Here is a 24,769-nt window from a genome sequence, read left to right on the forward strand (position 1 = left end):
ACCATGAGCACCACAGAGCTTTCCCGCGGACCGGAAGCGGCAACGGGCACGGGGGCGGACCTCGTCCTCTCCGGCGTTACCAAGCGCTTCACCGAATTCACCGCAGTGGACAACCTGGACCTGGTCATCCCCTCCGGATCCTTCTTCGCGCTGCTTGGCCCCTCGGGCTGCGGCAAGACCACCACGCTGCGGATGATTGCCGGCCTGGAACAGCCCACGGCCGGCACCATCTCCATCGGGGCCAAGGACATCACCGGGACCAGTCCGTACCAGCGTCCGGTCAACACCGTGTTCCAGAACTACGCACTGTTCCCGCACATGAGCGTGCTGGACAACGTTGCCTTTGGGTTGAAGCGCCGCAAGGTCCGCGACGCCGAGGCCCAGGCCAAGACTGCGCTGGAACTGGTGGAACTGGCACACCTGGCAGCCCGCCGTCCGGCCCAGCTTTCCGGCGGCCAGCAGCAGCGCGTTGCGCTTGCCCGCGCCGTCGTGAACCGGCCCGCCGTGCTGCTCCTGGATGAGCCCCTTGGTGCGCTGGACATGAAGCTGCGCCGCCAGATGCAGGTGGAACTGAAGAAGATCCAGACCGAAGTCGGCCTGACCTTCGTGCACGTCACCCACGACCAGGAAGAAGCCATGACCATGGCGGACACCGTGGCCGTCATGAACCACGGCCGGATTGAGCAGATGGGCCCGCCGCAGGAACTGTACGAACTTCCGCGAACCGCTTTTGTCGCGAACTTCCTGGGCAAGTCCAACCTCATGCCGGCCACGGTCACGGGTGACGCGGGGGAGTACCTGCAGATCGACGTCGCGGGCAACTCCCTGACCCTGCTCAAGGCCCGCGCCACGGACCACGCCGGCAAGATCCTGGTGGGCATCCGCCCGGAGAAACTGCGGATGGAAGCGGACACGGCTGCTGCCGCGCCCGCCTCGATCCGCGGCGTCGTCCTTGACGCCTCCTTCACCGGCGCCAGCACCGAGTACCTGGTCGACGCCGAGGGGATCGGCACGGTTGGTGTCTTCACCCAGAACCACGGCGGAGCCCTGTTCAACGACGGCGACCGGGTGCGCCTGGCCTGGGATCCGGAACACGCCTTTGGCCTCAGCGGAAGCGAGGACCGGGAGGCCGGCGCCGGAGAGGAAGGCCTCTAATGGCGCTCCTCACCGCGGGGAAGGCCACCGGTGCCGGACCCAGCGCTGCGGAGGAGGAAGCAAGCAAGCGGCGCGGGCGGATCGGCTACCTGCTCATCCTGCCCGGCTTCATCTTCCTGCTGCTCTTCTTTGCCATGCCGGTGCTGTCCCTGCTGGCCACGTCCCTCTACATCAAGCCTGAGGGTGCGGACGTCGGACAGTTCGTTCCAGCCCTTGAGTTCGGCAACTACGTGGTGGTGCTGCAGAACTACTGGCCGGCGGTCCTCCGCTCGTTCGGGTTCGCACTGATCGCCACGGTCGCCGCGCTGGCGATCGGCTATCCCATGGCCTACCTGGTGGCCGTGCGGCTGCGTGACCGCAAGCTGCTCAAGGGCATCCTGCTGGTGCTCATCATCGCGCCGTTCTTCACCAGCTTTATCCTGCGCACCCAGGCCTGGAAGCAGATCCTGGCAGATGAAGGCCCGGTGGTTTCGGTACTGCGGGCGGTGTCGCTGCTGCCGGACGACGGACGGCTCACTGCCACGGCCTTCGCCGTGATCTGTGGCCTGACGTACAACTTCCTGCCCTTTATGACCCTGCCTATCTACGCCAACCTGGAACGCCTGGACACCCGGCTGATCGAGGCCGGCGGGGACCTGTACGCGAACGGTTTCACCACCTTCCGCAAGATCACCTTCCCGCTTTCGCTTCCGGGCGTCATGGCCGGGACGCTGCTGACCTTCATCCCCGCCACCGGCGACTACGTGAACGCGGCACTGCTGGGCAACAACCAGAACACCACCATGATCGGCCAGGTCATCGACTCCCGGTTCTTCCGGGTGGTTGACTACCCGGGCGCGTCAGCGCTCTCCTTCCTGCTGATGCTGGCGATCCTGTTCCTGGTGATCCTGTACGTCCGGCGTTTCGGCACCAAAGAACTGATGTAAGGAACCAAACATGAAACAAAAACTAGGCCGCTGGCTTGTGCCGGTGTTCGGGGGACTGGCCTTCCTTTTCCTCCTGGTTCCGATCGTTTACGTTTTCGCGTTCTCCTTCAACGACGCCGGACGCACCAACCTTTCCTGGCGCGGCTTCACCCTGGATAACTGGAAGAACCCCTGCGGCGCCCCGGGCGTCTGCGAGGCCCTGGGCAACAGCCTGCAGGTAGGGCTGGCGGCAACGCTGATTTCGACGGCGCTGGGCACCGCGATCGCCGTCGGGCTTGTCCGTTACCGCTTCAAGTTCAATGCGACGGCGAACATGCTGATCTTCCTGCCGCTGGCTACTCCCGAAGTGGTGCTGGGAGCCTCGCTGCTGGCGCAGTTCCTGAACATCGGCGCTGAGCTTGGCATGGGCACCGTCATCATTGCCCACTCCATCTTCTGCATCTCTTTCGTGGTGGTGACTGTCAAGGCGCGCGTGGCGAGCCTTGACCCGAAGCTGGAGGAAGCCGCCGGGGATCTCTACGCCTCGCCCATCCAGGCGTTCTGGCGGGTTACTTTCCCGCTGCTGCTGCCGGGCATCGTGGCGGCAGCGCTGCTGGCCTTCGCGATGAGCTTCGATGACTTCATCATCACCAACTTCAACTCCGGCAACCTGGACACGTTCCCGAAGTTCATTTACGTGGCCGCGACCAGGGGCATCCCGGCGCAGGCCAACGTCATCGGCTCGGCCATGTTCATCATTTCGCTCCTCGTCGTGATCGGCGGACAGGTCCTGGCACACCGCCGGGCCAAGATGCTGGCGGCCCGCTAGGGAACCGTCAGCTGCAATCGAAGAGGCACCGCGGTGAACGCCGCGGTGCCTCTTCCTTTGTCCTGACGTCCCTCAAGCCAGCAGCTCCCTGAGCCGGCGGGCGTTATGCACCGCTGCGCCGCCGCCGTCGTTGTTGAAATAGGCATAGACATCCCGCCCGCCGGCCTGCCATTCTCGGAGTCGCTCCGCCCACCACTGCAGGTCCGGCTCCGGGTACGACCCGGCGTAGAGGGTGTGCTGGTCCGGCCCGTGCAGGCGCACGTAGACAAAGTCCGCGGTGGCTTCCAGAATGCAGGGCAGCTGTGCGCCGCTCATCACGCAGTAGGCTGCGTTGTGCCGGGCCAGCAGGGCATAGACCTCCGGGTCGTTCCAGGTCTCGTGCCGGAATTCAACGCTCACGCGGATGGACTCCGGAAGATCGGTGAGCACGTCACCGAGCCGGGCGTCGTCGCGTTCAAAGTCCGGCGGCAGCTGGAGCAGCAGCACGCCGGCCCGGGAACCCAGCTCCTCCCAGCAGCGGCTAATCCGTCCAATCCAGACCTCCGGATCGCGCAGCTTGCGGGCATGCGTGAGCCCCCGAGGTGCTTTGACGGAGAACTCGAAACCCTCCGGCAGCCGGTCCCGGTAGCGGGCAAACGCCTCCTCCCGTGGCCAGCGGTAGAAACTGCCGTTGAACTCCACGGTGTCGAACTGCCCGGCGTAGTACTCCAGCCACTTGGCGGCCGGTACCCCGGAGGGATACAGCTCATGGCGCCAGTCACTGTAGGTCCACCCGGACGTTCCGATGCGCAGCTGTGCCATGGGTGCTCCCTCCTGTTCCTGGGCACCAACGTACCCCCGGCCCGGTTAAAACTGCCCGTCGGCGTACCCCGGGGCACGGTGGAAACGGCAGACTGGAAGAAGCCCCAGACGGCGGTACTGCCCGGGAAAGGACCAGCCATGACCCAGCCAGAACAGCCAGGACAACCAGCCAGGCGCGGGATTTACCTGCAGATGGTCCGCGACTTCCGGGCACAGCCCGAGGCGGTGTACAACGCCTGGACGGACCTGGCACACGTCACCGATTGGTGGGGCCCGGAGGGTTTCATCGTCCCGGAGGACCGGGTGAGCATGGACAGCCGGGAAGGCGGCCGCTACCAGGCCTGCATGGTGAACACCATCACGGGGGACGAACTGTGGTGGGGCGGCACCCTGGAACGGCTTGATCCGCCCGAACACCTGTCGATGACCCAGCAATGGGAACAGCCGGACGGGACAGCGGCCAGCAACACCACGCTGATCACCGTTGACCTGGAAGCGCGCGACGGCGGCACGCAGATGTCCTTCGCGCAGGGGCCCTTCCCGAACACGAAGGAAAGGGACAGCCACGAAACGGGCTGGAACTCGTCCTTTTCCCGGCTGGCGGAATTCCTGGCGCGGCGGTCCTGAAATAACCGCGGGGGTCCCTCGGTTGTACTGCTAAGCCCAACCAAGTGCAACGAAAGGCCAGCTGTCCCATGACGTACCCGCTTTCCATCCTCGACTTCGCCTCCATTGAAGAGGGCGGGACTGCAGCCGAATCCTTCCAGGAGAGCCTGGCCCTGGCCCGGCATGCGGAAAAGCTGGGGTACCGCCGCGTCTGGTACGCCGAGCACCACAACATGCCCACCATCGCTTCCTCCGCGACGAGCGTGCTGATCTCCTTCATCGGCGCGAACACCTCCACCATCCGGCTCGGTGCCGGCGGAATCATGCTGCCCAACCACGCTCCGCTGACCATTGCCGAGCAGTTCGGAACCTTGGAGTCCCTGTATCCGGGACGGATTGACCTGGGCTTGGGGCGGGCTCCGGGTAGCGACCAGAAGACCATGCGCGCCCTGCGGCGCGATCCCATGTCAGCGGACAGTTTCCCCCGCGACGTCCAGGAGCTGCAGGGCTACCTGACCGGCAACAGCCTGATTCCGGGCATCGATGCCATCCCGGGCAAGGGCACCAATGTGCCGCTGTACATCCTCGGCTCGTCCCTGTTCGGAGCCCGCCTCGCCGCCGCGCTGGGCCTGCCGTACTCCTTCGCCTCCCACTTCGCTCCGCAGGCACTGCAGGACGCCGTCGCGCTCTACCGGCGTGAGTTCCAGCCCTCCGAGCAGCTTGCCGAGCCGTACGTGATTGCGGGGGTCAACGCCCTTGCCGCGCCCACTACCGAAGAGGCGGAAGCAATCTTCAAGCAGTCCCAGCGGCGGCGGGTCACCCAGCTGCTTGGCAAGGACCGCACGTACACGGATGAGGAAGCTGACCTGGTGCTTGATTCCCCGGCCGGCCAGCACATCAAGATGATGGGCCACTACTCCGGCGTTGGAACTCCCGCTGAGGTCCGTTCCTACCTGGACTGGTTCACCGAGCATGCCCAGGCCGATGAGCTCATCGTGGCCACGCATGCTCCCACCCTCGAACAGCGCCTGCGTTCATTCACCCTGCTGGCCGAGGCTGCGGAGCTCATCCCCGCCTAACCCGGCTCCACCTCCCCCCGCGAGATAGCAGAAACTGCTCGTTTGACGTCTGAAACGGGCAGTTTCTGCTATCTCGATAGCGGAGCGCCGGGTGAGCGGTGCGCGGAGCACGACGGCGGGCGCACCGGCCGCGCTGTGCCAGAATCTAGGCATGGAAACATCCGCCCACGTCATCCGGGTTCGAGTGCCCATGCGCTGGTCCGACATGGACGCCTACGGCCACATCAACAATGTTGAAGTCATCCGGATGCTGGAAGAAGCCAGGATCCTGGCGTTTGGCCCGCCCGGAGGCACCGGCGCACCGGGAACCGAACCTCCGGTTCCACTTTTCAACACGGTTGCGCCCAATACGCAGTCCCTTGTCTCGGAGCACAGGGTCAAGTACCTCGCCCCGCTTGAATACCGGAACGTTCCGGCCGACGTCGACATCTGGTTCAGCTCCGTCAAGGGAGCCAGTCTGGCGATTTCCTACTTAGTGTCGGATCCGGTGACGAACAAGCCATGCATCAAGGCTGAGACCACCCTGGCATTTGTGGATGGTGCCACCGGCGCACTGCAGCGCGTCTCGGCCGAGCAGCGGGAGCTGCTGCGCCGGCACACCGGTGCCTCGGTCTTTGCCTAGCGGGTCCCAGCAGGTAAGCCGGGGGACTACCATCTGAGAAAGCTGCCTGCCTGAGGTACCGGGGAACCGTTCACTGCCGGAGGAGACCCTGCCGTGTCGAATGATCCGTGGTACAGCCTTGGCATAACGCCGATCGAAGCCTTGTGGGTAGTCGTCTCGGCCATCGGCATCTATGCCGCGTTCTTCCTACTGATCAGGGGCTTCGGCCAGCGGGCGCTCGCCAGCTGGTCCACCCTGGACAAGGCGATCGTCATTGCCCTGGGCGGAGTAGTGGGCCGGGTCATCCTCGGCTACACACCCACCCTTGCCGGCGGGATCGTTGGACTCATCACCCTGTTCACCATGATGCGGCTGGAGGAGTACCTCCGCCGCACCAAACGCGGCGTGTACCTGAGCAGCAAACCGGTACTGCTGATGGCAGGGGACGAAATCCTCGCGGACAACCTTAAAAAGGCCCGAATCCAAAACGACGAGCTCTATTTCAAACTGCGCCAAGCCGGGATCCGCAGTTTCTCCGAGGTCTCGATAGTGCTGCTTGAGCCCACCGGAGACGTGAGCGTCATGCGCAGGGGGGTGCCGGTGGAACGCGAGCTGCTGCGGCGCGTGGCTGACAGGGACAGGATCCCCCGTGAACTGCTTCTGCCGCAGCGGGACGGGCATCAGGGCCCCTAACAGGACGCCCGGCCGGGTCCGCCCGGGAGCACGATTAGGCGTTTGGCGGGATCCCGTGTAGAGTCTTTCTCAGTTGTTGTGTTGCGCATTTTGTATTTCAAGCGGCGAAACCCAAACGGGCTAGCCGCTTTTCTGTAAAAGCGGTAAAGGAACACCGCGACTGAAACCTCCCGAAAGTCGGGAAGTGTTTCAATCCAGAAGGAATATTAAAATGGCTACAGGTACCGTGAAGTGGTTCAACTCCGAAAAGGGCTTCGGCTTCATTGAGCCGGACGACGGCAGCGCCGACGTCTTCGCTCACTACTCCGCTATCAACTCCAGCGGCTACAAGTCCCTCGAAGAGAACCAGAAGGTCTCCTTCGACACCGAGCAGGGCCCCAAGGGTCCGCAGGCTACGAACATTCAGGGCCTCTAATTCCAGAAGCCTAGACGCCGCCGCTAAGGCAGGCATCTAAAAAGAAGAGCAGGACGGGCAACCGTCCTGCTCTTCTTGTTTTAACCCCGCCACACTTCTTCGCCGAGAGGGCAGTTACGGCTGGTTTGAGCGTTCAAACGAGCCGTAACTGGCCTCTCGATGGGTTTTCGGCGGTTGGGCAGGGGAGCTAGTCCTGTACCCGCACTGCGGTCTCCCGCAGGTACTGCTCCACCCGGGTGTACGCGTCCTGTGTCAGTGCGCGCCAGAACTGCATGGCCAGGTGCGGCTCATTTTCTTCCAGATGCGCGATCTCCTCTGCCGGAAGACGCCAGACCTCCACGGCGCCGTCGGCCTTGACCGTGGTTTCCTGCCGCCTGTCCTCGCCCAGGGCCATCTCGCCGAACGTCATGCCGGCACCGAGCCGGTTCAGTTTCACCCGGTGCCCGTCAGGTCCGGGCATCAGGGTCTGCACGTGCCCGGAGGCAATGAAGTACACGCCGCTGAAGCGCTGGCCGATCCGGCGGATCACCTCGCCGTCGTCATAGGTGAGCTTTTCCATCCGCGCGGCCACGTCCTTCGCCGGTTCCTCGCCCATGGGAGCGAGTGCGGGGGAGTCAGCCGGAAGGATCCGTGCAGGCTGGACCAGCCCGGCGGCATGGCGTTCCAGCAGCTCTTCCTCACACCATTCCACGGCAGCCGAGCGGGTGGCGAAGGACTGGATGTCGTGCCCGTCCTCCATCAGGCTCTCTGCCACCGCGCCGTCCGCGTCCACGACCGCGAGGCTGCGCCCGGCCTGGGTGAGCATGTGGGCAGCCTCCGCGAACATGCGCATCGCCACCCCGGACACCTCATCGACGCTGCGAAGGTCCAGGACCACCAGTTCGACGTCGTCATCCAGGGATGCGAGTTCGCGCACCATGGCCTCGGCGCCGGCAAACAGCAGGTCACCGTTCAGCTCCAGGATCCGGGCGCGGGCCACGTTGGCGCGCAGCACGGCGGCAGCTTCCTCGCTGCGGCGGATGCCGGATGGAGTTGTTCCGATGTCGTAGGACCCGCGAAGCGCGGAGCGGCCGGTCCGCCCGGCCCGCACAAAGTGCAGTTCAAGGTCACTGGAAAGGCGCTGGGCGACGGCGACTCCGCGCACGCTGCTTCCATGGGCATCCAGCGGCGGGGAGTACACGGCCAGCCCGATCTGTCCGGGCAGCACGGCGATGGTGCCGCCTGCCACGCCGGACTTCGCCGGCATGCCGACGCTGCTCATCCAGGCGCCGGCGTCGTCGTACATTCCGCAGGTAGCCATGACTGAGAGCACCCGTTCCACCGGCGCAATATCCAGGACCTGCTCATTGGTCAGGGGGTGCCTGCCGCTGTTGGCCAGCGTTGCAGCCATCATGGCGAGGTCCAGTGTGTTGACCATTACCGAACACTGCCGGAAATAGTCCTCAATCACCGGGGTGGGGTCCGATTCAATAATGTCGAAACTGCGCAGCAGGTAAGCCAGCGCATGGTTGCGGTGACCGGACTTCAGCTCAGACTGGTAGATCCGTTCGCTAACGGAGAGCTGGCGGCCTGCGAATGCGGAATAGGTATTAAGTATCCGCTTGAACCTCGAATTGCCGCCCGACCCGCGCACCAGGGACGTAGCAGTCAGGGCGCCCGCATTGATCATTGCATTTGCCGGGCGTCCGGTGCCCTCGGCCAGCGAAATCTCATTGAAGGAATCACCGGAGGGTTCCACGTCAACCTTCGCGTCGACGTCGTCCATGCCGCGGTCCGCCAGCGCAAGGCCGTAGGTGAACGGTTTGGAGATTGACTGGATGCTGAACTCTTCGCGGGTATCCCCAATCTCGTAGACATATCCGTCCGCGGTGGCCAGGACGATCCCGAAATTGTCCGGGTCGACGTTCGCCATCGCTGGGATCGAGCTGTACGGTTTACCGTCCTTCAGGTCCGCTATCTCGGTGTGGATTCGCTGCAGGTAGTGATCGATGGGGGAGTCCATCCAACCAGCCTACGGGGACCCTGAAACCCCGTGACCTGACCGTTACCTCTGTGTATACTGGCACGCAGTTGTTGTGTTGAGCGTTTGAACTTGAAGCGGCGAACCCCGAATCCAGGGACAGCCGCTTTTTTTGTCCAACGCTGCATGGGACACTTCAGCTGGAAACTCCTCGACGGTCGGGGATGTTTCGCCTCAGAAGGATGATTAAAAATGGCAACAGGCACCGTGAAATGGTTCAACTCCGAAAAGGGCTTCGGCTTCATCGAGCCCGATGACGGCAGCGCCGATGTTTTCGCCCACTACTCCGCCATCAACGCGAGCGGCTACCGCTCCCTCGAAGAGAACCAGAAGGTTAGCTTCGATACCGAACAGGGACCCAAGGGCCCCCAGGCGGTAAACATCCAGGCTGTCTAACCAAAGACTTCCGGCCCTTTCACGGGCCAGCTGGACACAGATGCAGGACGGTTTCCGTCCTGCATCTGTGTGTTTAAGGCGTGTTAAGGGATGCCTGTCTGTGTTTAGGGGACGCCTAGGGAACGGTGCGGGGATCCCTCCACGGAATGGGTGCCGCCCCGGCTTCACGGACCTGTTCGGGCTGACACCCCGCACGTTTCAGCCTTGGGAGCGCCCGGCGCGCGTAACGCAGCACACAAAATCTGCGGGCTTCTGTCTATACTCCTAACAGCTTCAAGAACTGCGGCCGCCAAGCTCCGACTTGGCCGCATACCAACCCCACGCTCGTTGGGTGGTTCGGATGAAGAAGCGGCCTGCACTCGCCCTCCGGGGCAACCGGTGCCAGGCAAGAGCACGCCGAAAGGACCGGCGCCCGGCGCCGCACCCATGGATAATTCAGCATCCTCTCCTCCTGTTCACGGTCTCCTGAATGCCGTCAGTCTCCAGGACTATGAGTCCCTGGTCAGCGTCAGGCAAGCCTTCGTGGACTTCCTGCTGGGCGACCCGTCCGCCGCGGCATGAGCGGTCCCTCGGGCCTGCTCCTGGATACCCCCGTCGTGGCGGAGGTGCGCAGCGGGTCCCCGGACCGCGCCGTCGTCGAGTTCCTCCGCAGCCGAAGCCATCTGCGCGTCTTTGTCTCCGCGCTGACCGTGGGGGAGCTTGAATCAACCACGCCGGGTTGGCTTTGGGAGTTGTCTTCCCGTTTTGCCGAGAACATCCTCCCGGTTGACCACGAGGTCGCCCTGCTGTGGCGAACCCTGCCGCCGCCGGCGCCGGAGGACGTCCGCGGCGGCCTCACAAACTGGCTTGCCGCAACGGCCATTGCCCGCAATCTCACGGTGGTGACCCCGGAACCTGAGGCTTTTGTGGCCTGTGGTGCGCATGCGGTCAGTCCATTCAGGAAATTCGGCTGAGCACAACCCCTTGTGAGAGAATTCATTGTCCCGGGTGAGGCCGGGCACACTGCCGCGTGCTCTCTTGGCGCCGCGGACACTCGCAAGTTAGGAATTCCTGGCCGATGGCTGAAAACACTCCCCGATCGGATGCGGTACCGCATTCGGAACGGATTGACGATGACGGCGGCAAAGCTGCCAAATGGAAAATTGTTGGCCCCGGACTCGTGGTCGCGGCCACGGGCGTCGGCGCGGCGGACATGGTCGCCACCCTGGTGGCCGGTTCCCGGTATGGCTACGGACTGCTCTGGGCGGTCATCCTCGGCGTCATCCTGAAGATCATCCTGGTTGAAGGCGCGGGCCGCTTCACGCTCGCCACCGGCAAGACCATCTTCGAAGGCTGGCGCTCCCTGGGCCGGTGGACCACTTGGTACTTCGGTCCGTACATCATGATCTGGGGCTTCGTCTACGGAGCCACGGCCATGTCTTCCGCCGCCCTTCCGCTGGCAGCAGTCTTCCCGTTCCTGCCGCTCTGGGCCTGGGCCATCTTCATGGGCCTGGCCGGGTTCGTGATGGTGTGGTTCGGCAAGTACGCCACCTTCGAGAAGATCACCGCGGTCCTCGTAGGCCTGATGTTCGTCACCGTGGTGGGCCTGGCCATCATCGCCACCCCCAACATTCCGGAAATGTTCAAGGGCCTGGTCCCGATGATCCCCGAAGGCGGAGTGGTCTACACCCTCGCGCTGGCCGGCGGCGTCGGCGGCACCATCACCCTCGCCGCCTACGGCTACTGGCTGCGTGAAAAGGGCTGGTACACGCCCAAGTGGATGAAGGTCATGCGCATCGACAACTCGATGGCGTACGTCATGACCGGCATCTTCGTCATCGCCATGCTCATTGTGGGTGCTGAGGTTGTCCGCACCGCGGGCATCACCCTGAGCGCCGGAGACAAGGGCCTCCTGGACCTCTACGACGTGCTGAAGCTCGAATACGGCGACTTTGTTGGCACCGGCTTCCTCGTTGGCTTCTGGGCTGCGTCCTTCTCCTCCATCATCGGCGTCTGGAACGGCGTTTCCCTGATGTTCGCCGATTTCTGGGGCAACATGCGCGGCAAGGAATCCGGCCACCCGGATACCCGCGTGGGCGGCAAATACTTCAAGTTCTACGTCCTGTGGCTGACCTTCCCGCCCATGATCCTGTTCGCACTGGGCCAGCCCATCGGCCTGATCCTGGCTTACGGCGTGCTTGGCTCCCTGTTCATGCCGTTCCTGGCAGTCACCCTGCTGGGACTGCTCAACGGCAAGCGCATTCCCAAGGAATGGGCCAACCGCCTGCACACCAACATCGCGCTGGGCATCACGGCCCTGCTGTTCATCATTCTCGGCCTGCAGCAGGCCTGGAAGGCTCTCGCGCCGGTATTCGGCGGGGAGTAGTCCAAGGTCCCGGGCCGGCTCCGCCGCCGGTTCCGGAGAGCGGGATCGAAGCACCCTGGAACTGCCCTACCGCGCACCAGCGCGGCAGGGCAGTTTAGCGTATTGGTCCGGCATCTACGAGGGAAAAACGCAGTTCGAAAATATGTAGCCAGACCCCAGGTACGCGCTGAGAACCCTCCGTTACGCTGTAATGGCGAGAGAAGGTTGCAGCATGGAAATCAGCGCAGCGGGTGGCCTGAATCGTCTGATTGCGGGCCGATACCGACTCATCGAACCAATTGGCCACGGTGGCATGGCCACCGTCTATCGAGGACTGGATGAAGCGCTCGGCCGCGACATAGCCGTGAAGCTCTTCCGGGCCAGTGCTGTTGATCCCGACGACGTCGGGCGGCAGGAAACCGAAATGCGGCTTCTGGCATCCCTCTCCCACCCCGGGCTGGTCACCCTGTATGACGCGGGCAAGGACGACGCCGGGCGGGACGACGGCCCGGACGGCGAGCCGCGGGCGTTCCTGGTCATGGAACTGGTGGATGGTCCGGACCTTCGCAAGCGGCTGCGTGACGCTCCTGTGCCTGCGTCCAACGTCGCCTACGTGGGAGCGGAACTCGCCGGCGCCCTGGCCTATATCCACACCCGGGGAGTGATCCACCGGGATGTGAAGCCGGCCAACATCCTCCTGCCCCCGGCCATCGCGGGCACGGCACCCCGCGCCAAGCTCACTGACTTCGGCATCGCCCGGATGATCGACGGCGCCAGGTACACCGCGACCGGAGCCACGCTCGGCACCGCCAATTACCTCAGCCCCGAGCAGGCGTCCGGCCGGTCTGCTTCAGGAGCCTCCGACATCTACTCCCTGGGCTTGGTGCTGCTCGAATGCCTGACCGGGAGGATCGAGTTTGGCGGCACCCCCCTGGAAGCAGCCGTCTCGAGGCTGAGCCGGGATCCAGAGGTCCCCTCTTCACTGGGACCGCAGTGGGTTTCGCTGCTCACGGGAATGACGGCGCGCGACCCCGATTCCCGACCGACCGCGGCAGAGGTCTCGGCGGCGCTGCTGGACTACCGGTGGGCGGCTCCGGCTGTGCCTGCTGCCTCCGCGGTCCGGGCACATGAGGCCCGGCCGGACAGTGAGCCACCCACCGGCGAAACAACGGCCGACGGCGCCGCGGATGATCTCCAGGTTCCAGGGACGGACACGGCCGAACCGGCCGGGACCTCCGGTACCAGCGTTGCTGATGCCCGCACCCCTGCGATGGAACGGGCCGCGGCGGCCTACCTTGCCGGAGATGAAGCAAACCATCCTGACATCCACACACCGGCTGCACCTCCCACCCCGCCCTCCATCGGGCGGATCGCCCACACGGGAACGCCGGCGGGCACCGAATCCCGCACCGAATCCCGCAAGGCATCCCGCAGCGGGCGGAGGAACGGTGCGAGGGCAGCCCTCGCACCTGCAGCGGCCCTCCCGCTGCAGCCGGGACGGGCGGTGCTGGCGGGACGTGCGCTGCTCGCCGTCCTGGCGATGACCGTCCTGACCGTCGCCGTCGTACTGGCGGCCGGCAGAGTCGGAGCTGATGACTCGGTGAACCGGCAGCCGGTGCCCGGGCACGTCGGCGGGACCAGCACGGGAAGCCCTCCGTAGGCCCTGGCGCAGGGAATCGTACACACGGCGGTGTTAGGTGTGGACCGCTTTCTTCTCGCATACTGGACAGATGAGTTTTCCGGCGTTATCCGAGACTGACCGCTGCCCGTGCCTGAGCGGTGACACGTACCAGCACTGCTGCCGGCGCTTCCACGCAGGCACCTCGCCAGCACCCACCGCGGAGGCTTTGATGCGTTCGCGCTACACGGCTTTTGTCACGGGGGACACGGATTACCTTGTCCGCACCTGGCACCCCAGTTCCCGGCCTGCGCACCTGGACCTTGACCCGGAGATGAACTGGCGGCGCCTGGACATCGTCTCCAGTGTTGCCGGCTCCCCGCTGGACTCCACCGGCACCGTGACCTTTGAAGCCCATTACCGGCAGGATGGCGCCGCCGGCGTCCAGCGTGAACGCAGCACCTTCGTGCGCGAGGCAGGCCGATGGCTGTATGTAGCCGGCGAGTAGGGCCCGGCGCCTTCCCCCTGCCGCACAGCGAGCCTAGGCTTTAACCAGCGTCCGACGGTGGGCCCGGGATCCCGGGCCTGAACAGGGAAGTCTCCCGAACAGGCGTACGCGCCTGCCAGTGGTCGGACCCCAGCAGAACGAGGACACCATGAAAGCACTCGTTTACGAAGGCCCCGGACAGAAAGCCTGGAAGGACGTCCCGGATCCCACGATCCAGGACCCGCGCGACGTGATCGTCAAGATCGATACCACAACCATCTGCGGCACGGACCTGCACATCCTGAAGGGCGACGTCCCTGCTGTGACGCCGGGACGCATCCTCGGGCACGAAGGGGTGGGAACCGTTACCGAGACGGGTTCCGGCGTCACGAACTTCAAGCAGGGGGACAAAGTCATCCTGTCCTGCGTTTCCGCGGACGGCTCCTGCAGTTTCTGCAAGGACGGGCTGTATTCGCACTGCACCGGATCGGAGGGCCAGTCAGGGATCGGCTGGATCTTCGGCCACCTCATTGACGGCACGCAGGCCGAGTACGTTCGGGTACCGTACGCGGACACCTCGATGTACATCCTGCCGGATGGTGTGTCTGCGGAGCACGGCGTGCTGCTGAGCGACATCTTCCCGACCGGATTCGAGATGGGCGTGCAGTACGGCAGGACCAAGCCGGGCGACGTCGTCGCGGTCATCGGTGCGGGGCCTGTTGGCCTGGCGGTAATCGCCACAGCGGGCCTGTACGGGGCGGCCAAGATCATCGCGGTGGACCTGGACCAGAACCGGGTGGACCAGGCCCGGCGTTTCGGCGCCACCCACGGGGTCAACTCGGGGGACTCAGACTGGAAAGAGCAGATCATGTCCCAGACGGACGGCTGGGGCGTGGACGTCGCCGTGGAAGCCGTCGGCATTCCGCGGACCTTCGAAATGTGCACGGAGATTGTCCGCCCAGGCGGAAACGTGGCGAACGTGGGTGTGCACGGCAAACCGGTCAGCCTGGAACTGGACCGCCTGTGGATTGAGAACATCGACATCAGCATGGGCCTGGTTAACACGGACACCCTGTCCATGCTGCTGAAGCTCATGGCTGAGGGGAAGCTTCCGGCCGAGGAATTCATCAGCCACCGGTATCCGCTCAATGACGTGATGACCGCGTACGACACGTTCTCGCGTGCCGCGGAAACCAATGCGCTGAAGGTGATTCTTAGCGCCTGATAGTCCCTCTGCGCCGGTTTTTGAATGGCAGCCGGACGGGAGAATACTGGGAAGTGCGGTGCGCAGCTGCGTACCGCACTTCTCAGTGTCGAGGTGGTAAGCAATGTCCGAAGATACGTCCCGCACCATGATCGCCGGCCGGCTGAATGTTGAGACCGGCGCTTTTGCACTCAAGGAAGTCCCGGTTCCGGACCCCGGTCCGGGATTCGTCCGGGTGAAGGTGGAAGCCGCAGGGGTCTGCCTCTCCGATGTCCACCTGATCCAGGGGCTGCTGCGCCCCAAGTTCCTCAAGGGCAGCGAAGTCACGCTCGGCCACGAAGTTGCCGGAACCATCGACCAGCCGGGTCCCGGTGTTTCCGCTCTGGCCCCGGGGGACCGCGTGGTGGTCCAGGCAGGCTATGAGTACAACGGCGTGACACTCACCATGGGTGTGGACTACGACGGCGGGTGGGCCGAATACCTCGTCGTCCCCGCCGGTGTCTGCGTGCCGCTGGGCGAGGACATCCCGTTTGACCAGGCCTCCATCATTCCCGACGCCGTTTCCACACCGTGGGCCGCCATTGCCTCCACCGCGCAGGTGCGTGCCGGTGAGGCCGTAGGGGTTTGGGGGATCGGAGGCCTGGGTGCACATGGTGTTCAGCTCCTGAGGATGGTCGGGGCAGCGCCCATCGTTGCTGTTGATCCAATCCCCGAAGCACGTGCACGGGCCCTGGAGCTGGGAGCAGACGTGGCCCTGGACCCGTTGGCCGAGGACTTCGCCGAGGCCATAAAAGCTGCCACGGCCGGCCGGGGGCTCGACGCCGCACTGGACTTCGCCGGCGTCGACGCCGTCCGCAGCCAGGCCCTGGCTTCCCTGGGCCTGCGCGGCAGGCTTGTGCTGGTGGGCCTCAGCGGAAAGCCTGTGACCATCGGTGACAGCACCGGATTCTCCTTCGCCCGCAAGCAGGTCCTGGGACACTACGGTTCCGAAGCGCATCACGTACCGCAGCTCGTCTCGCTGACGCGCCTGGGACGCCTGGACTTTGCCGGCTCCATCAGTGCACGGCTGCCGCTCGCTGACGCGGAGCAGGCCGTTAAGTCCCTGGACGCCAAGGAAGGAAACCCGATCAGAATCGTGCTGGTCCCCTAATGGCTGCACCCGATGGTGCCCTCCGCGGAGGGCACCATTGTTTCTCCGGCGTCCCGGCTTCAGTCTTTCGTGGACTTCGCGTCCTTGGACTCTTTGGACCCCTTTGACTCCTTGAGGTCTTTCGCCGCCTTCACCGCTGCCGCCGCTGCGGTCGCCTTCACCGGCGTGGGCACCTTCACGATCTTGGTCTTCGTCTTGGTTTTGCTCTTGGTGTCCAGGACCAGGGCCGCGGCGATTCCCAGCATCCAGATGTCCTTGGCGAAGGGGGTGCCGGCAGCGTTGGGACGGATTCCGTCGTCCTCAGTGAACTCCGGGGTCTTGAGGTACATGCGCATCATGCCGCCGGAGAAGGCGCCGAGCACCAGTCCCGCGAGGCGGCTGGGAACGAACGGGGTCAGCAAGGTCAGGCCGACGGTGATTTCGGCAGCGCAGAGCAGTTTGCCGAAGCGCGCCGGTTCCAGGTCCAGCACCTGCGGAAAGGCATTGCCGGCCAGGTGCTGCAGCCCGGCGGCGGACTCTTCGTCCAGGCTGCGCTTGTTCAGGCCCGAGTTCAGGATGTAGGCGCCGGTGGTGAGCCGCAGCGGGATGTGGCTGATTTTCATGGTGGGTCCTAACTCCAGTGGGCAGTTTCCACGCACGAGCCTACGGCCGCACCCCAACGGGCGGAAGGGGCCGCGGGGTAAGCGGACGGAAGAATCCGCATGCGTTCCGGACATGGGCTAACGGTTCATGGCCGGGAGGCGGACATTCGGTGCGGGGGATCAACATGCCGACGCAAACTGCCCCCGCAGGCGGGATTTCTGCTTTTATTAAAGAGGTACTGGGAAACCCGTCATCGACACAAGAAGGTCACCAATGGATTACCTCCCGGCCGAGCACCCACGGCCGCGACATTTCATCCTTCACCTGAGCGACACCCACCTTCTGGCCGGACCGGATCCGTTGTACGGAGCGGTGGACAGCCGGGCCAAGCTGATATCCCTCTTCGAACGGCTGGCGGAGGCCGAGCGCAAACCCGAAGCCATCGTCTTTACCGGCGACTTGACGGACAAAGGCGAACCGGAAGCCTATGACGAACTGCGTTCGATCGTTGAGCCGGCCGCGGAGCACATGGGGGCCAAGGTCATCTGGGTCATGGGCAACCATGACAAACGGGAGCACTTCAAAGAGCGGCTGCTGGACGAAGCGCCGGACATGGCACCCATGGACCGCGTGTATGAGGTCAACGGCCTGCGGATCGTGACACTGGATTCGACGGTGCCGGGATACCACCACGGAGAACTCAGCGACTCCCAGCTTTCCTGGCTGCGGTCCGTCCTGCGGACTCCTGCGCCGGAGGGTACGATCCTTGCCCTGCACCATCCGCCTGTTCCCAGCGTCCAGGACCTGACGGTCCTGGTGGAGCTGCGCCACCAGCGCGACCTTGCGGCAGCCCTGGAAGGATCCGATGTCCGTGCGGTCATCGCCGGGCACCTGCACTATTCCACCTTCACCACCTTCGCCGGGATTCCGGTCTCGGTGGCGTCGGCCACCTGTTACACCCAGGACCTGGCAACTCCGGGAACCCGGGGCCAGGACGCCGGCCAGGGCTTCAACATGATCCACGTGTACGAGGACTCGGTGGTCCACTCCGTGGTGCCGCTGGAGGAAAGCAGCACCGTGGGCGAACGGGTGGATGAAACAGAGACCCGCCGCCGGCTGGAAGCCGCGGGACGGCGGATCCTGGACGCCCGGACGCTCAGCAACGCATAGCCACCATCGAGATAGCAGAAACTGCCCGTTTCAGGCTTCAAAAGAGCAGTTTCTGTCATCTCGTTAGAGCTCGTCGGGGTCCGGTTCCGGTCCGAGGTTGAAGAACCGTCCGCTGACCGAATCCGGGGTGAGCTCCACGTAGCGGTACTTGGGGGTGCGCACCCAGGGCTTCAGCGGAAGTTTGTCCGCTGCTTCGATTTCCGCGCTGCGCTCCAGCTCACGGCAGGTTCCCTTGATGATGACGGACCAGGCTTCGTCGCTCATGATGCCGTCTGTCTCGAACGCCACGTGAGAGTTGATGGTCAGGCCGGCCAGCTTTGTGCCGGGGGCCGTGCGGAACAGCAGGACGCCGTCGTGGGCGTAGTAGTTGATGGGAAAGATATCGGGCTCGTTGCCCACACTGACTGCAATCCGCCCGTGGAAGGTCTTTTCGACATACTTCCAGGCTTCTTCTTCCGTCAGCTCAACAACTGCGGGCCGTTCATCAGTAGTCATGCCTCCAGTCTGCCAAGCCGGACCGCCAGCCGCCAGCCACCGCTCCTGACCCGGGTTGACTGCCGCGGCCTTACTCACAAAAGTGGAAACGGTAAGCTTACTGACCTAATCGGCACGACCTCGACTGAGAGAGAGCATGATGACGGACGACAACCAGTATTCGCCCCAGGAGCACCTGACCACCCGGCAGGGCCATCCGGTAACGGATAACCAGAACACCCGCACAGTTGGTTCGCGCGGTCCGGCCACCCTGGAGAACTACCAGTTCCTCGAGAAAATCAGCCACTTTGACCGGGAGCGGATCCCCGAGCGGGTGGTCCACGCCCGCGGGTTTGTGGCCTACGGCGAGTTCGAGGCGACGGGCAAATGGGGAGACGAACCCATTTCCAGGTACACACGCGCCAAGCTCTTCTCGGAGCCGGGCAAGAAGACCGACGTCGCCATCCGCTTCTCCACGGTGATCGGCGGCCGCGACTCTTCCGAGGCAGCACGGGATCCCCGCGGGTTTGCGGTGAAGTTCTACACCGAAGACGGCAACTGGGACATGGTGGGCAACAACCTCGGTGTCTTCTTCATCCGTGATGCGATCAAGTTCCCGGACGTGATCCACTCCCTGAAGCCGGACCCTGTCACCTTCCGCCAGGAACCTGCCCGGATCTTCGACTTTATGTCCCAGACGCCTGAGTCAATGCACATGCTGGTAAACCTGTTCAGCCCGCGCGGCATCCCGGCGGATTACCGGCATATGCAGGGCTTCGGCGTGAACACCTACCGCTGGGTCAACGCCGACGGCGAGTCGAAGCTGGTGAAGTACCACTGGCAGCCCAGGCAGGGCGTGAAGTCCCTGACCGAAGAAGATGCCGCGAACATCCAGGCGGGCGACCTCGGCCACGCGTCGAAGGACCTCTACGAGGCCATTGAGCGCGGCGACTACCCGCAGTGGGACCTGTACGTGCAGCTGATGGATGACAATGACCATCCTGAACTGGACTTCGATCCGCTCGATGACACCAAGACCTGGCCCGAAGAGGTCTTTGTGCCGCAGCTTGTGGGCACCATGACGCTGAACCGGAACGTGTCCGACCACCACAACGAGAACGAGCAGATCTCCTTCGGCACGGGTGTGCTGGTGGACGGCCTGGAATTCTCCGATGACAAGATGCTGGTGGGACGCACGTTCAGCTACTCGGATACCCAGCGTTACCGGGTGGGCCCGAACTACCTGCAGCTGCCGGTGAACTCCCCGAAGAATGCCAAGGTGGCCACGAACCAGCGCGGCGGGCAGATGTCCTACGGTACCGACCTCGCACCGGGACAGAACCCGCACGTGAACTACGAACCGAGCATCACCGGCGGTGTGCAGGAGGCACCGAAACAGGGTCCCTCGGCGGTTGGGCCGGAGCTCGAGGGACGCCTGACCCGCGCCCGCATCGAGCGGACCAACGACTATATGCAGGCCGGCCAGCGGTACCAGCTCATGGAACAGTGGGAGAAGGACGACCTGGTGAAGAACTTCGTCGACAACATCTCCGAGGCTGCGCGTCCGGTGCAGGAGCGGATGCTGTGGCACTTCTACATGTGCGACGACGAACTGGGCGCGCGCGTTGGCGAGGGCCTGGGCATCGGGCTGGCTGAGATTAAGGACCTCGGCCCGCTGCCCACACAGGCCCTCACCGAAGAGGAGCAGGACCGGGTCAAGAACCTTGGCAGCAACGGCCCGCGGAATGTGGAGGGCCTGACCATGACCCACTGCGTGCCCAACGAGCACGTAGTGGTTACCCGCTAGCCCAGCGGAGTAACCCATGGAATAAGCTAGGGACCAAAGCGGTACCGCAACACGGTAAAGCGGCGGCGGGTCCAACCTGCCGCCGCTTTACGCTGTCCTGGTTCGCTTTCCTGGGCGGAGGTTAAGCCGGCGTGACGTAGGCACCCGAGATGCCGCCGTCGACCATAAAGGTCGACGCCGTGATGAAGGAGGAGTCATCGCTGGCCAGGAACGCCACGGCGCCGGCGAGTTCCTCCGGCTCGGCGAACCGGCCCAGCGGAATGTGCACCAGACGGCGCGCGGCCCGTTCCGGGTCCTTGGCGAAGAGTTCCTGCAGCAGGGGAGTGTTCACCGGTCCGGGGCACAGGGCATTGACGCGCACCCCCTGCCGGGCGAACTCGACACCGAGTTCCCGGCTCATGGCCAGCACCCCGCCTTTGGACGCGCTATAGGAAATCTGCGAGGTCGCAGCCCCCATCACCGCCACGAAGGAGGCGGTGTTGATAATGGATCCCTTGCCGGCGGCCAGCATATGCGGCAGCGCGTACTTGCAGCAGTAGTACACGGAGGTCAGGTTGACCTCCTGTACCCGCCGCCAGGCATCGATGCCCGTTTCCAGGATGGAGGCGTCCTCCGGGGGTGAAATGCCGGCGTTGTTGAAGGCAATGTCCACGCGCCCGTAGGTTTCCTGAGTCACCTCGTAGAGCCGCCGGACCTCTTCCTCGCTGGTGACGTCCACCGGCACGTAGATGCCGCCCACTTCGTGGGCCGCTGCCTTGCCGGCCACGGGATCCACGTCCCCGACGACGACGTGGGCGCCTTCCGCTGCCAGCCGGCGGGCGGTGGCGAGCCCAATCCCGCTGCCCCCTCCGGTAATGACGGCGCTGCGGCCCTCGAGCCTGCGCAGCGGAGACGGGGGGAGCTGCGCCGGTGAGACCTGATCTGACATGGTGTTTCCCTCCTTGGGGCCGTTACCGGCCGGTGGCAATGAAGACGTTCTTGGTTTCCGTGAACGCGTCCAGGGCATCCGGGCCCAGTTCCCGGCCGAGCCCTGAGTGCTTGAAGCCGCCGAACGGCGTCCAGTACCGCACCGAGGAATGCGAGTTCACCGAGAGGTTCCCGGCTTCGACTCCGCGGGACGTCCGCAGGGCGCGCCCCAGGTCCCGGGTCCAGATGGAACCGGAGAGACCGTAATCGGAGTCATTGGCAATGCGGACGGCGTCTTCCTCATCGGTGAAGGGGATGACCGCGGTCACCGGGCCGAAGATCTCTTCGCGAAGGGCGGGACTGCCCGGTGCCGGTGCCAGGACGGTGGGCGGGAACCAAAAACCCGGGCCGTCCGGCGCCGTGCCCTGGATAAGGACATCGCCTGCCGCTACGTAGCCGGCCACCCGTTCGCGCTGCACGGATGAAATCAGCGGCCCCATGGCTGAGTCCGGCTGCCGCGGGTCGGCCACGCGCAGGCCGGTGACATGCGGTTCGAGCAGTTCCAGGAAACGCTCGTACACTCCGGACTGGACCAGGATCCGGGAGCGCGCGCAGCAGTCCTGGCCGGCGTTGTCGAAAGCGCCGCCGGGCGTTGCCGCGGCGGCCTGTTCCAGATCGGCGTCGTCGAAGATGATGTTGGCACTCTTGCCGCCCAGTTCAAGGGTTACCCGCTTCAGCTGAGCGGAGCAGCCGGCCATGATGCCCTTGCCCACCTCGGTGGATCCGGTGAACACGACTTTGCGGACGGCCGGATGGGTGACGAAACGCTCGCCGATCACCGATCCCTTGCCCGGCAGAACCGAGAAGACGCCCTCGGGGATGCCTGCCTCCAGCGCAAGCTCCGCCAGGCGCAGGGCGGTCAGCGGGGTCAGTTCAGCAGGTTTGAGCACCACGGTGTTCCCGGCAGCCAGCGCCGGGGCGAATCCCCATCCGGCAATGGGCATGGGAAAGTTCCAGGGCACGATCACGCCCACTACGCCCAGCGGCTCGTGAAACGTCACGTCGATGCCGCCGTCCACCGGAATCTGCGCGCCGGTGTGCCGCTCCGGAGCTCCGGCGTAGTAGTTCAGGACATCCCGCACGTTGCCCGCTTCCCAGCGCGCGTTACCCAGGGTGTGCCCCGCATTGGCCACTTCCAGGGCCGCGAGGTTCCCGAGGTCCGCGTCCACGGCGGCCGCGAACCTCCGCAGGAGCCGGGCCCGGTCTGAGGGGCCGGTGTTCCGCCAGCTCTCGAAGGCTCGTGCAGCGGCCTCGATGGCGGCATCCGCGGCAGCCAGGTCCAGCGGGGCCACGGTGGTGATGATCTCCTCGGTGGCGGGGTTCAGGATGGGCGTGCTCACCGTTGCGCTCCTTGGGGTGCTGAAGTGTGTGCTGCGGCTGCAGCGATGAAGCCGCGGAACAACCGCAGGTCTTCGGGGTTCTGTTCGGGATGGAACTGCACCCCCAGAACCCACTTGCCGGCGTCGGGCAGCTCCACGGCCTCGATGGTGCCTTCCGGTGCCACGGCCGTGACAACCAGGCCGTGACCCAGTTCCGCGATGCCCTGGTGGTGGTAGCACGGGGCGCTGGCCTGCGGGCCGAGCAGGGAAGCGATCAGGCTGCCCGGGGTGGTCGTGAAGCCAACCTCCCCGAAGACGCCGGGGGAGGGCTGGTAGTTGGCTTCCGGGCGAACATCGGGCAGGTGCTGGATCAGTGTGCCGCCCAGTGCCACGTTCAGGACCTGGGCGCCCCTGCAGATCGCCAGCAGCGGCAGGTCCCGTTCAAGGGCAGCCCGGGTCAGTGCCAGGTCATGGGTGTCCCGCTGCGGCTGGCTAACAGTGAGCCGGTGCCGCTCATGCCCGTACTCCGCCGGGTCCACATCCGTGCCTCCCGCAGTGATGAGCCCGTCGAGCCGGTCCAGGACGTGCACTCCGGTTGCCACCGGCGGCAGGAGCACCGGAACTCCGCCCGCGGCAGCCACCGCCTCCACGTACGTGCCGGGGATCAGCGCTGCGGGTCCTTTCCAAACTCCCCAGGCCGCTTCCTGGTAGTAGGTGGTGATGCCAATCAGCGGCCGCGCCGTGCTGCCGGGGGACAGGTCTTCAGAGCCGCTCGAAGCCACGCTTGCGCTCCCAGTCGGTGACCGCGGATTCGAAGGCGGCCAGCTCGACGTCGGCCGCGTGCACATAGTGGGTAACGACGTCGTCGCCGAAGGCCTTGCGGGCCAGCTCGCTGCCGGCCAGCAGGTCCCGGGCTGCGCGCAGCGTCGTCGGCAGCCGGTCCGCTCCGGTGGTGTAGGCGTTCCCGGCCGTGACCGGTTCCAGCGGGAGCCGGTTTTCAAGGCCGTGGATGGCTGCTGCTACCAGGGCTGCCGTGGCCAGGTACGGGTTCAGGTCCCCGCCGCCCACCCGGTTTTCACTCCGCATCCCCGCGCCGTGGCCAACAACCCGCAGCGCACAGCTGCGGTTGTCCAGGCCCCAGGCGATGGCGGTGGGTGCGAAGCTGCCTTCCACGAAACGCTTGTAGGAGTTCACGTTGGGCGCCAGGAAATAGGTCAGTTCCTTCAGCGCTGCCAGCTGGCCGGCCAGGAAGTGTTCCATGACCGGGCTGAAGCCGTGTTCGCTGTCGCCCGGGAACACGGGCTCACCGTCGAGGTCCCGGAGACTGAAGTGGATGTGGCAGGAGTTGCCCTCACGTTCATTGAACTTGGCCATAAAGGTAACGCTCTTGCCCTGCTGGTCTGCGATTTCCTTGGCACCGGTCTTGTAGAAGGCGTGGTTGTCGCAGGTGCGCATGGCTTCGTCGAAGCGGAAGGTGACTTCCTGCTGCCCGTAGTTGCATTCACCCTTGGAGGATTCGACCACCATGCCGGCGCCTTCCATGCCGGTGCGGATAGCGCGCAGCACAGGTTCCAGCCGGGAGGTGGCCAGCAGCGAATAGTCCACGTTGTACCGGCTGGCTGCCTGCATTCCGGTGTACTCGCGGTCCCAGGCGGAGGAGTAACTGTCATCGAAGAGGATGAACTCAAGCTCGGTGCCGATGTAGGCCCGGTAGCCCAGCTCTTCCAGGCGCTCGAGCTGCCGGCGCAGGATCTGCCGGGGAGAGGGCGCCAGGGGAGTACCGTCGGTGTGCAGGACGTCGCACTGGACTATGGCCGTGCCGGGCAGCCACGGCACCATGCGCAGCGTTTCCATGTCCGGGCGCATCACCAGGTCTCCGTAGCCGCCCTCCCAGGAAGAGGACTCGTAGCCCTCAATGGTGTTCATGTCCACGTCCACGGCGAGCAGGTAATTGCAGCCCTCCGCCCCGTGCGGGTAAACGTCTTCCAGGAAGGACTTGGCGCCGCAGCGTTTGCCCTGCAGCCTGCCCAGGTGGTCGGTGATGGCAACGATTACCGTGTCGATGCTGCCGGCGGCGGTACGTTCCCGCAGTTCCTCGAGATCCAGCCCGTTGGGCGGTAGCTTGCGTTCTGGCTGCTTCATGCTCTG

Annotated in this window: 26 protein-coding genes and 1 riboswitch; of the genes, 18 read left to right on the forward strand and 8 right to left on the reverse strand. The window is 64.8% G+C overall.

Annotated features, from left to right (window positions below; all coding sequences use genetic code 11):
• The first annotated feature begins 3 nt into the window (after positions 1-3).
• Genes ABFX29_RS12065 through ABFX29_RS12075 form a run of 3 tightly spaced genes read left to right on the forward strand, consistent with a single transcriptional unit; the run spans position 4 to position 2,889 of the window.
• The gene (locus tag ABFX29_RS12065; protein WP_152229278.1) at positions 4-1,155 is read left to right on the forward strand and encodes an ABC transporter ATP-binding protein; all 1,152 of its coding nucleotides are present in this window, start codon (positions 4-6) and stop codon (positions 1,153-1,155) included.
• Positions 1,155-2,081 carry an ABC transporter permease gene (locus ABFX29_RS12070; protein WP_152229277.1) on the forward strand — a complete coding sequence of 309 codons (927 nt, stop codon included), beginning with the start codon at positions 1,155-1,157 and terminating at the stop codon, positions 2,079-2,081. The genes ABFX29_RS12065 and ABFX29_RS12070 overlap by 1 nt, the downstream gene beginning before the upstream one ends.
• A 10-nt stretch (positions 2,082-2,091) precedes the next feature.
• Positions 2,092-2,889: an ABC transporter permease gene (locus ABFX29_RS12075; protein WP_091607081.1), complete on the forward strand. Its 798-nt coding sequence runs from the start codon at positions 2,092-2,094 to the stop codon at positions 2,887-2,889.
• A 72-nt stretch (positions 2,890-2,961) separates the two neighbouring features.
• On the opposite strand, the gene ABFX29_RS12080 is transcribed toward ABFX29_RS12075, so the two are convergent.
• Entirely contained in the window at positions 2,962-3,690 is a 729-nt protein-coding gene (locus tag ABFX29_RS12080) for a DUF72 domain-containing protein (RefSeq protein WP_152229276.1), read from the reverse strand.
• A gap of 138 nt (positions 3,691-3,828) precedes the next feature.
• Between ABFX29_RS12080 and ABFX29_RS12085 the strand changes: the two genes are divergently transcribed.
• From ABFX29_RS12085 to ABFX29_RS12105, 5 genes are all read left to right on the forward strand, one after another.
• Positions 3,829-4,317 (forward strand): SRPBCC family protein, encoded by a 489-nt coding sequence (locus tag ABFX29_RS12085; RefSeq protein WP_170287804.1) that lies wholly within the window; start codon positions 3,829-3,831, stop codon positions 4,315-4,317.
• 68 nt (positions 4,318-4,385) lie between these two features.
• Positions 4,386-5,375 carry an LLM class flavin-dependent oxidoreductase gene (locus ABFX29_RS12090; protein WP_152229274.1) on the forward strand — a complete coding sequence of 330 codons (990 nt, stop codon included), beginning with the start codon at positions 4,386-4,388 and terminating at the stop codon, positions 5,373-5,375.
• 151 nt (positions 5,376-5,526) lie between these two features.
• Positions 5,527-5,997 (forward strand): acyl-CoA thioesterase, encoded by a 471-nt coding sequence (locus tag ABFX29_RS12095; RefSeq protein WP_246167717.1) that lies wholly within the window; start codon positions 5,527-5,529, stop codon positions 5,995-5,997.
• Positions 5,998-6,090: 93 nt separating this feature from the next.
• Complete coding sequence (locus ABFX29_RS12100; protein WP_152229273.1) at positions 6,091-6,669, forward strand: DUF421 domain-containing protein; 579 nt, start codon at positions 6,091-6,093, stop codon at positions 6,667-6,669.
• A gap of 211 nt (positions 6,670-6,880) precedes the next feature.
• Positions 6,881-7,084 (forward strand): cold-shock protein, encoded by a 204-nt coding sequence (locus ABFX29_RS12105; RefSeq protein WP_055240158.1) that lies wholly within the window; start codon positions 6,881-6,883, stop codon positions 7,082-7,084.
• Positions 7,085-7,271: 187 nt separating this feature from the next.
• Here ABFX29_RS12105 and glsA read toward each other — a convergent pair whose 3' ends face one another.
• Complete coding sequence (gene glsA / locus ABFX29_RS12110; RefSeq protein WP_152229272.1) at positions 7,272-9,086, reverse strand: glutaminase A; 1,815 nt, start codon at positions 9,084-9,086, stop codon at positions 7,272-7,274.
• 210 nt (positions 9,087-9,296) lie between these two features.
• Between glsA and ABFX29_RS12115 the strand changes: the two genes are divergently transcribed.
• The 8 genes from ABFX29_RS12115 to ABFX29_RS12150 all read left to right on the forward strand — a co-directional run bounded on the left by ABFX29_RS12115 (position 9,297) and on the right by ABFX29_RS12150 (position 16,303).
• On the forward strand, positions 9,297-9,500 hold the full coding sequence (locus ABFX29_RS12115; RefSeq protein ID WP_066298618.1) for a cold-shock protein: 204 nt from the start codon (positions 9,297-9,299) through the stop codon (positions 9,498-9,500).
• A 271-nt stretch (positions 9,501-9,771) separates the two neighbouring features.
• Positions 9,772-9,898: riboswitch (SAM riboswitch) on the forward strand.
• A gap of 28 nt (positions 9,899-9,926) precedes the next feature.
• Entirely contained in the window at positions 9,927-10,061 is a 135-nt protein-coding gene (locus ABFX29_RS12120; protein WP_275124659.1) for a hypothetical protein, read from the forward strand.
• The gene (locus ABFX29_RS12125) at positions 10,058-10,453 is read left to right on the forward strand and encodes a PIN domain-containing protein (RefSeq protein ID WP_152229271.1); all 396 of its coding nucleotides are present in this window, start codon (positions 10,058-10,060) and stop codon (positions 10,451-10,453) included. The genes ABFX29_RS12120 and ABFX29_RS12125 overlap by 4 nt, the downstream gene beginning before the upstream one ends.
• 104 nt (positions 10,454-10,557) lie before the next feature.
• Positions 10,558-11,865: an Nramp family divalent metal transporter gene (locus ABFX29_RS12130; protein WP_152229270.1), complete on the forward strand. Its 1,308-nt coding sequence runs from the start codon at positions 10,558-10,560 to the stop codon at positions 11,863-11,865.
• Between the two features lie 211 nt (positions 11,866-12,076).
• Positions 12,077-13,504 (forward strand): serine/threonine-protein kinase, encoded by a 1,428-nt coding sequence (locus tag ABFX29_RS12135; RefSeq protein ID WP_246167716.1) that lies wholly within the window; start codon positions 12,077-12,079, stop codon positions 13,502-13,504.
• 70 nt (positions 13,505-13,574) lie between these two features.
• The gene (locus ABFX29_RS12140) at positions 13,575-13,970 is read left to right on the forward strand and encodes a YchJ family protein (protein WP_152229269.1); all 396 of its coding nucleotides are present in this window, start codon (positions 13,575-13,577) and stop codon (positions 13,968-13,970) included.
• Positions 13,971-14,118: 148 nt separating this feature from the next.
• Positions 14,119-15,174, forward strand: coding sequence for a zinc-dependent alcohol dehydrogenase family protein (locus tag ABFX29_RS12145; protein WP_152229268.1), 1,056 nt, complete (start codon positions 14,119-14,121; stop codon positions 15,172-15,174).
• Between the two features lie 103 nt (positions 15,175-15,277).
• Positions 15,278-16,303 (forward strand): zinc-binding dehydrogenase, encoded by a 1,026-nt coding sequence (locus ABFX29_RS12150; RefSeq protein WP_246167714.1) that lies wholly within the window; start codon positions 15,278-15,280, stop codon positions 16,301-16,303.
• A 59-nt stretch (positions 16,304-16,362) separates the two neighbouring features.
• Here the strand turns inward: ABFX29_RS12150 and ABFX29_RS12155 are convergent, their stop codons facing one another.
• The gene (locus ABFX29_RS12155; protein WP_338079143.1) at positions 16,363-16,905 is read right to left on the reverse strand and encodes a hypothetical protein; all 543 of its coding nucleotides are present in this window, start codon (positions 16,903-16,905) and stop codon (positions 16,363-16,365) included.
• Positions 16,906-17,158: 253 nt separating this feature from the next.
• On the opposite strand from ABFX29_RS12155, the gene ABFX29_RS12160 reads away from it, so the two are divergent.
• The gene (locus tag ABFX29_RS12160; RefSeq protein WP_152229267.1) at positions 17,159-18,055 is read left to right on the forward strand and encodes a phosphodiesterase; all 897 of its coding nucleotides are present in this window, start codon (positions 17,159-17,161) and stop codon (positions 18,053-18,055) included.
• Positions 18,056-18,118: 63 nt separating this feature from the next.
• Here ABFX29_RS12160 and ABFX29_RS12165 read toward each other — a convergent pair whose 3' ends face one another.
• On the reverse strand, positions 18,119-18,550 hold the full coding sequence (locus ABFX29_RS12165; RefSeq protein ID WP_152229266.1) for a pyridoxamine 5'-phosphate oxidase family protein: 432 nt from the start codon (positions 18,548-18,550) through the stop codon (positions 18,119-18,121).
• Positions 18,551-18,686: 136 nt separating this feature from the next.
• Here ABFX29_RS12165 and ABFX29_RS12170 point away from each other — a divergent pair, with 136 nt between their 5' ends.
• A complete protein-coding gene (locus ABFX29_RS12170; RefSeq protein ID WP_152229265.1) occupies positions 18,687-20,336 on the forward strand; it encodes a catalase in 1,650 nt (549 codons plus the stop codon).
• 121 nt (positions 20,337-20,457) lie between these two features.
• Here the strand turns inward: ABFX29_RS12170 and ABFX29_RS12175 are convergent, their stop codons facing one another.
• Genes ABFX29_RS12175 through ABFX29_RS12190 form a run of 4 tightly spaced genes read right to left on the reverse strand, consistent with a single transcriptional unit; the run spans position 20,458 to position 24,763 of the window.
• On the reverse strand, positions 20,458-21,264 hold the full coding sequence (locus ABFX29_RS12175) for a 3-oxoacyl-ACP reductase (protein WP_152229264.1): 807 nt from the start codon (positions 21,262-21,264) through the stop codon (positions 20,458-20,460).
• Positions 21,265-21,286: 22 nt separating this feature from the next.
• Complete coding sequence (locus tag ABFX29_RS12180) at positions 21,287-22,642, reverse strand: aldehyde dehydrogenase family protein (RefSeq protein WP_152229263.1); 1,356 nt, start codon at positions 22,640-22,642, stop codon at positions 21,287-21,289.
• The gene (locus tag ABFX29_RS12185; protein WP_246167712.1) at positions 22,639-23,403 is read right to left on the reverse strand and encodes a gamma-glutamyl-gamma-aminobutyrate hydrolase family protein; all 765 of its coding nucleotides are present in this window, start codon (positions 23,401-23,403) and stop codon (positions 22,639-22,641) included. The genes ABFX29_RS12180 and ABFX29_RS12185 overlap by 4 nt, the downstream gene beginning before the upstream one ends.
• On the reverse strand, positions 23,384-24,763 hold the full coding sequence (locus ABFX29_RS12190; RefSeq protein WP_152229261.1) for a glutamine synthetase family protein: 1,380 nt from the start codon (positions 24,761-24,763) through the stop codon (positions 23,384-23,386). The genes ABFX29_RS12185 and ABFX29_RS12190 overlap by 20 nt, the downstream gene beginning before the upstream one ends.
• Between the last annotated feature and the right edge of the window lie 6 nt (positions 24,764-24,769).

Source organism: Arthrobacter gandavensis (genome assembly GCF_039528575.1).
In the GTDB taxonomy this organism is placed as follows: Bacteria; Actinomycetota; Actinomycetes; order Actinomycetales; family Micrococcaceae; genus Arthrobacter_B; species Arthrobacter_B citreus_B.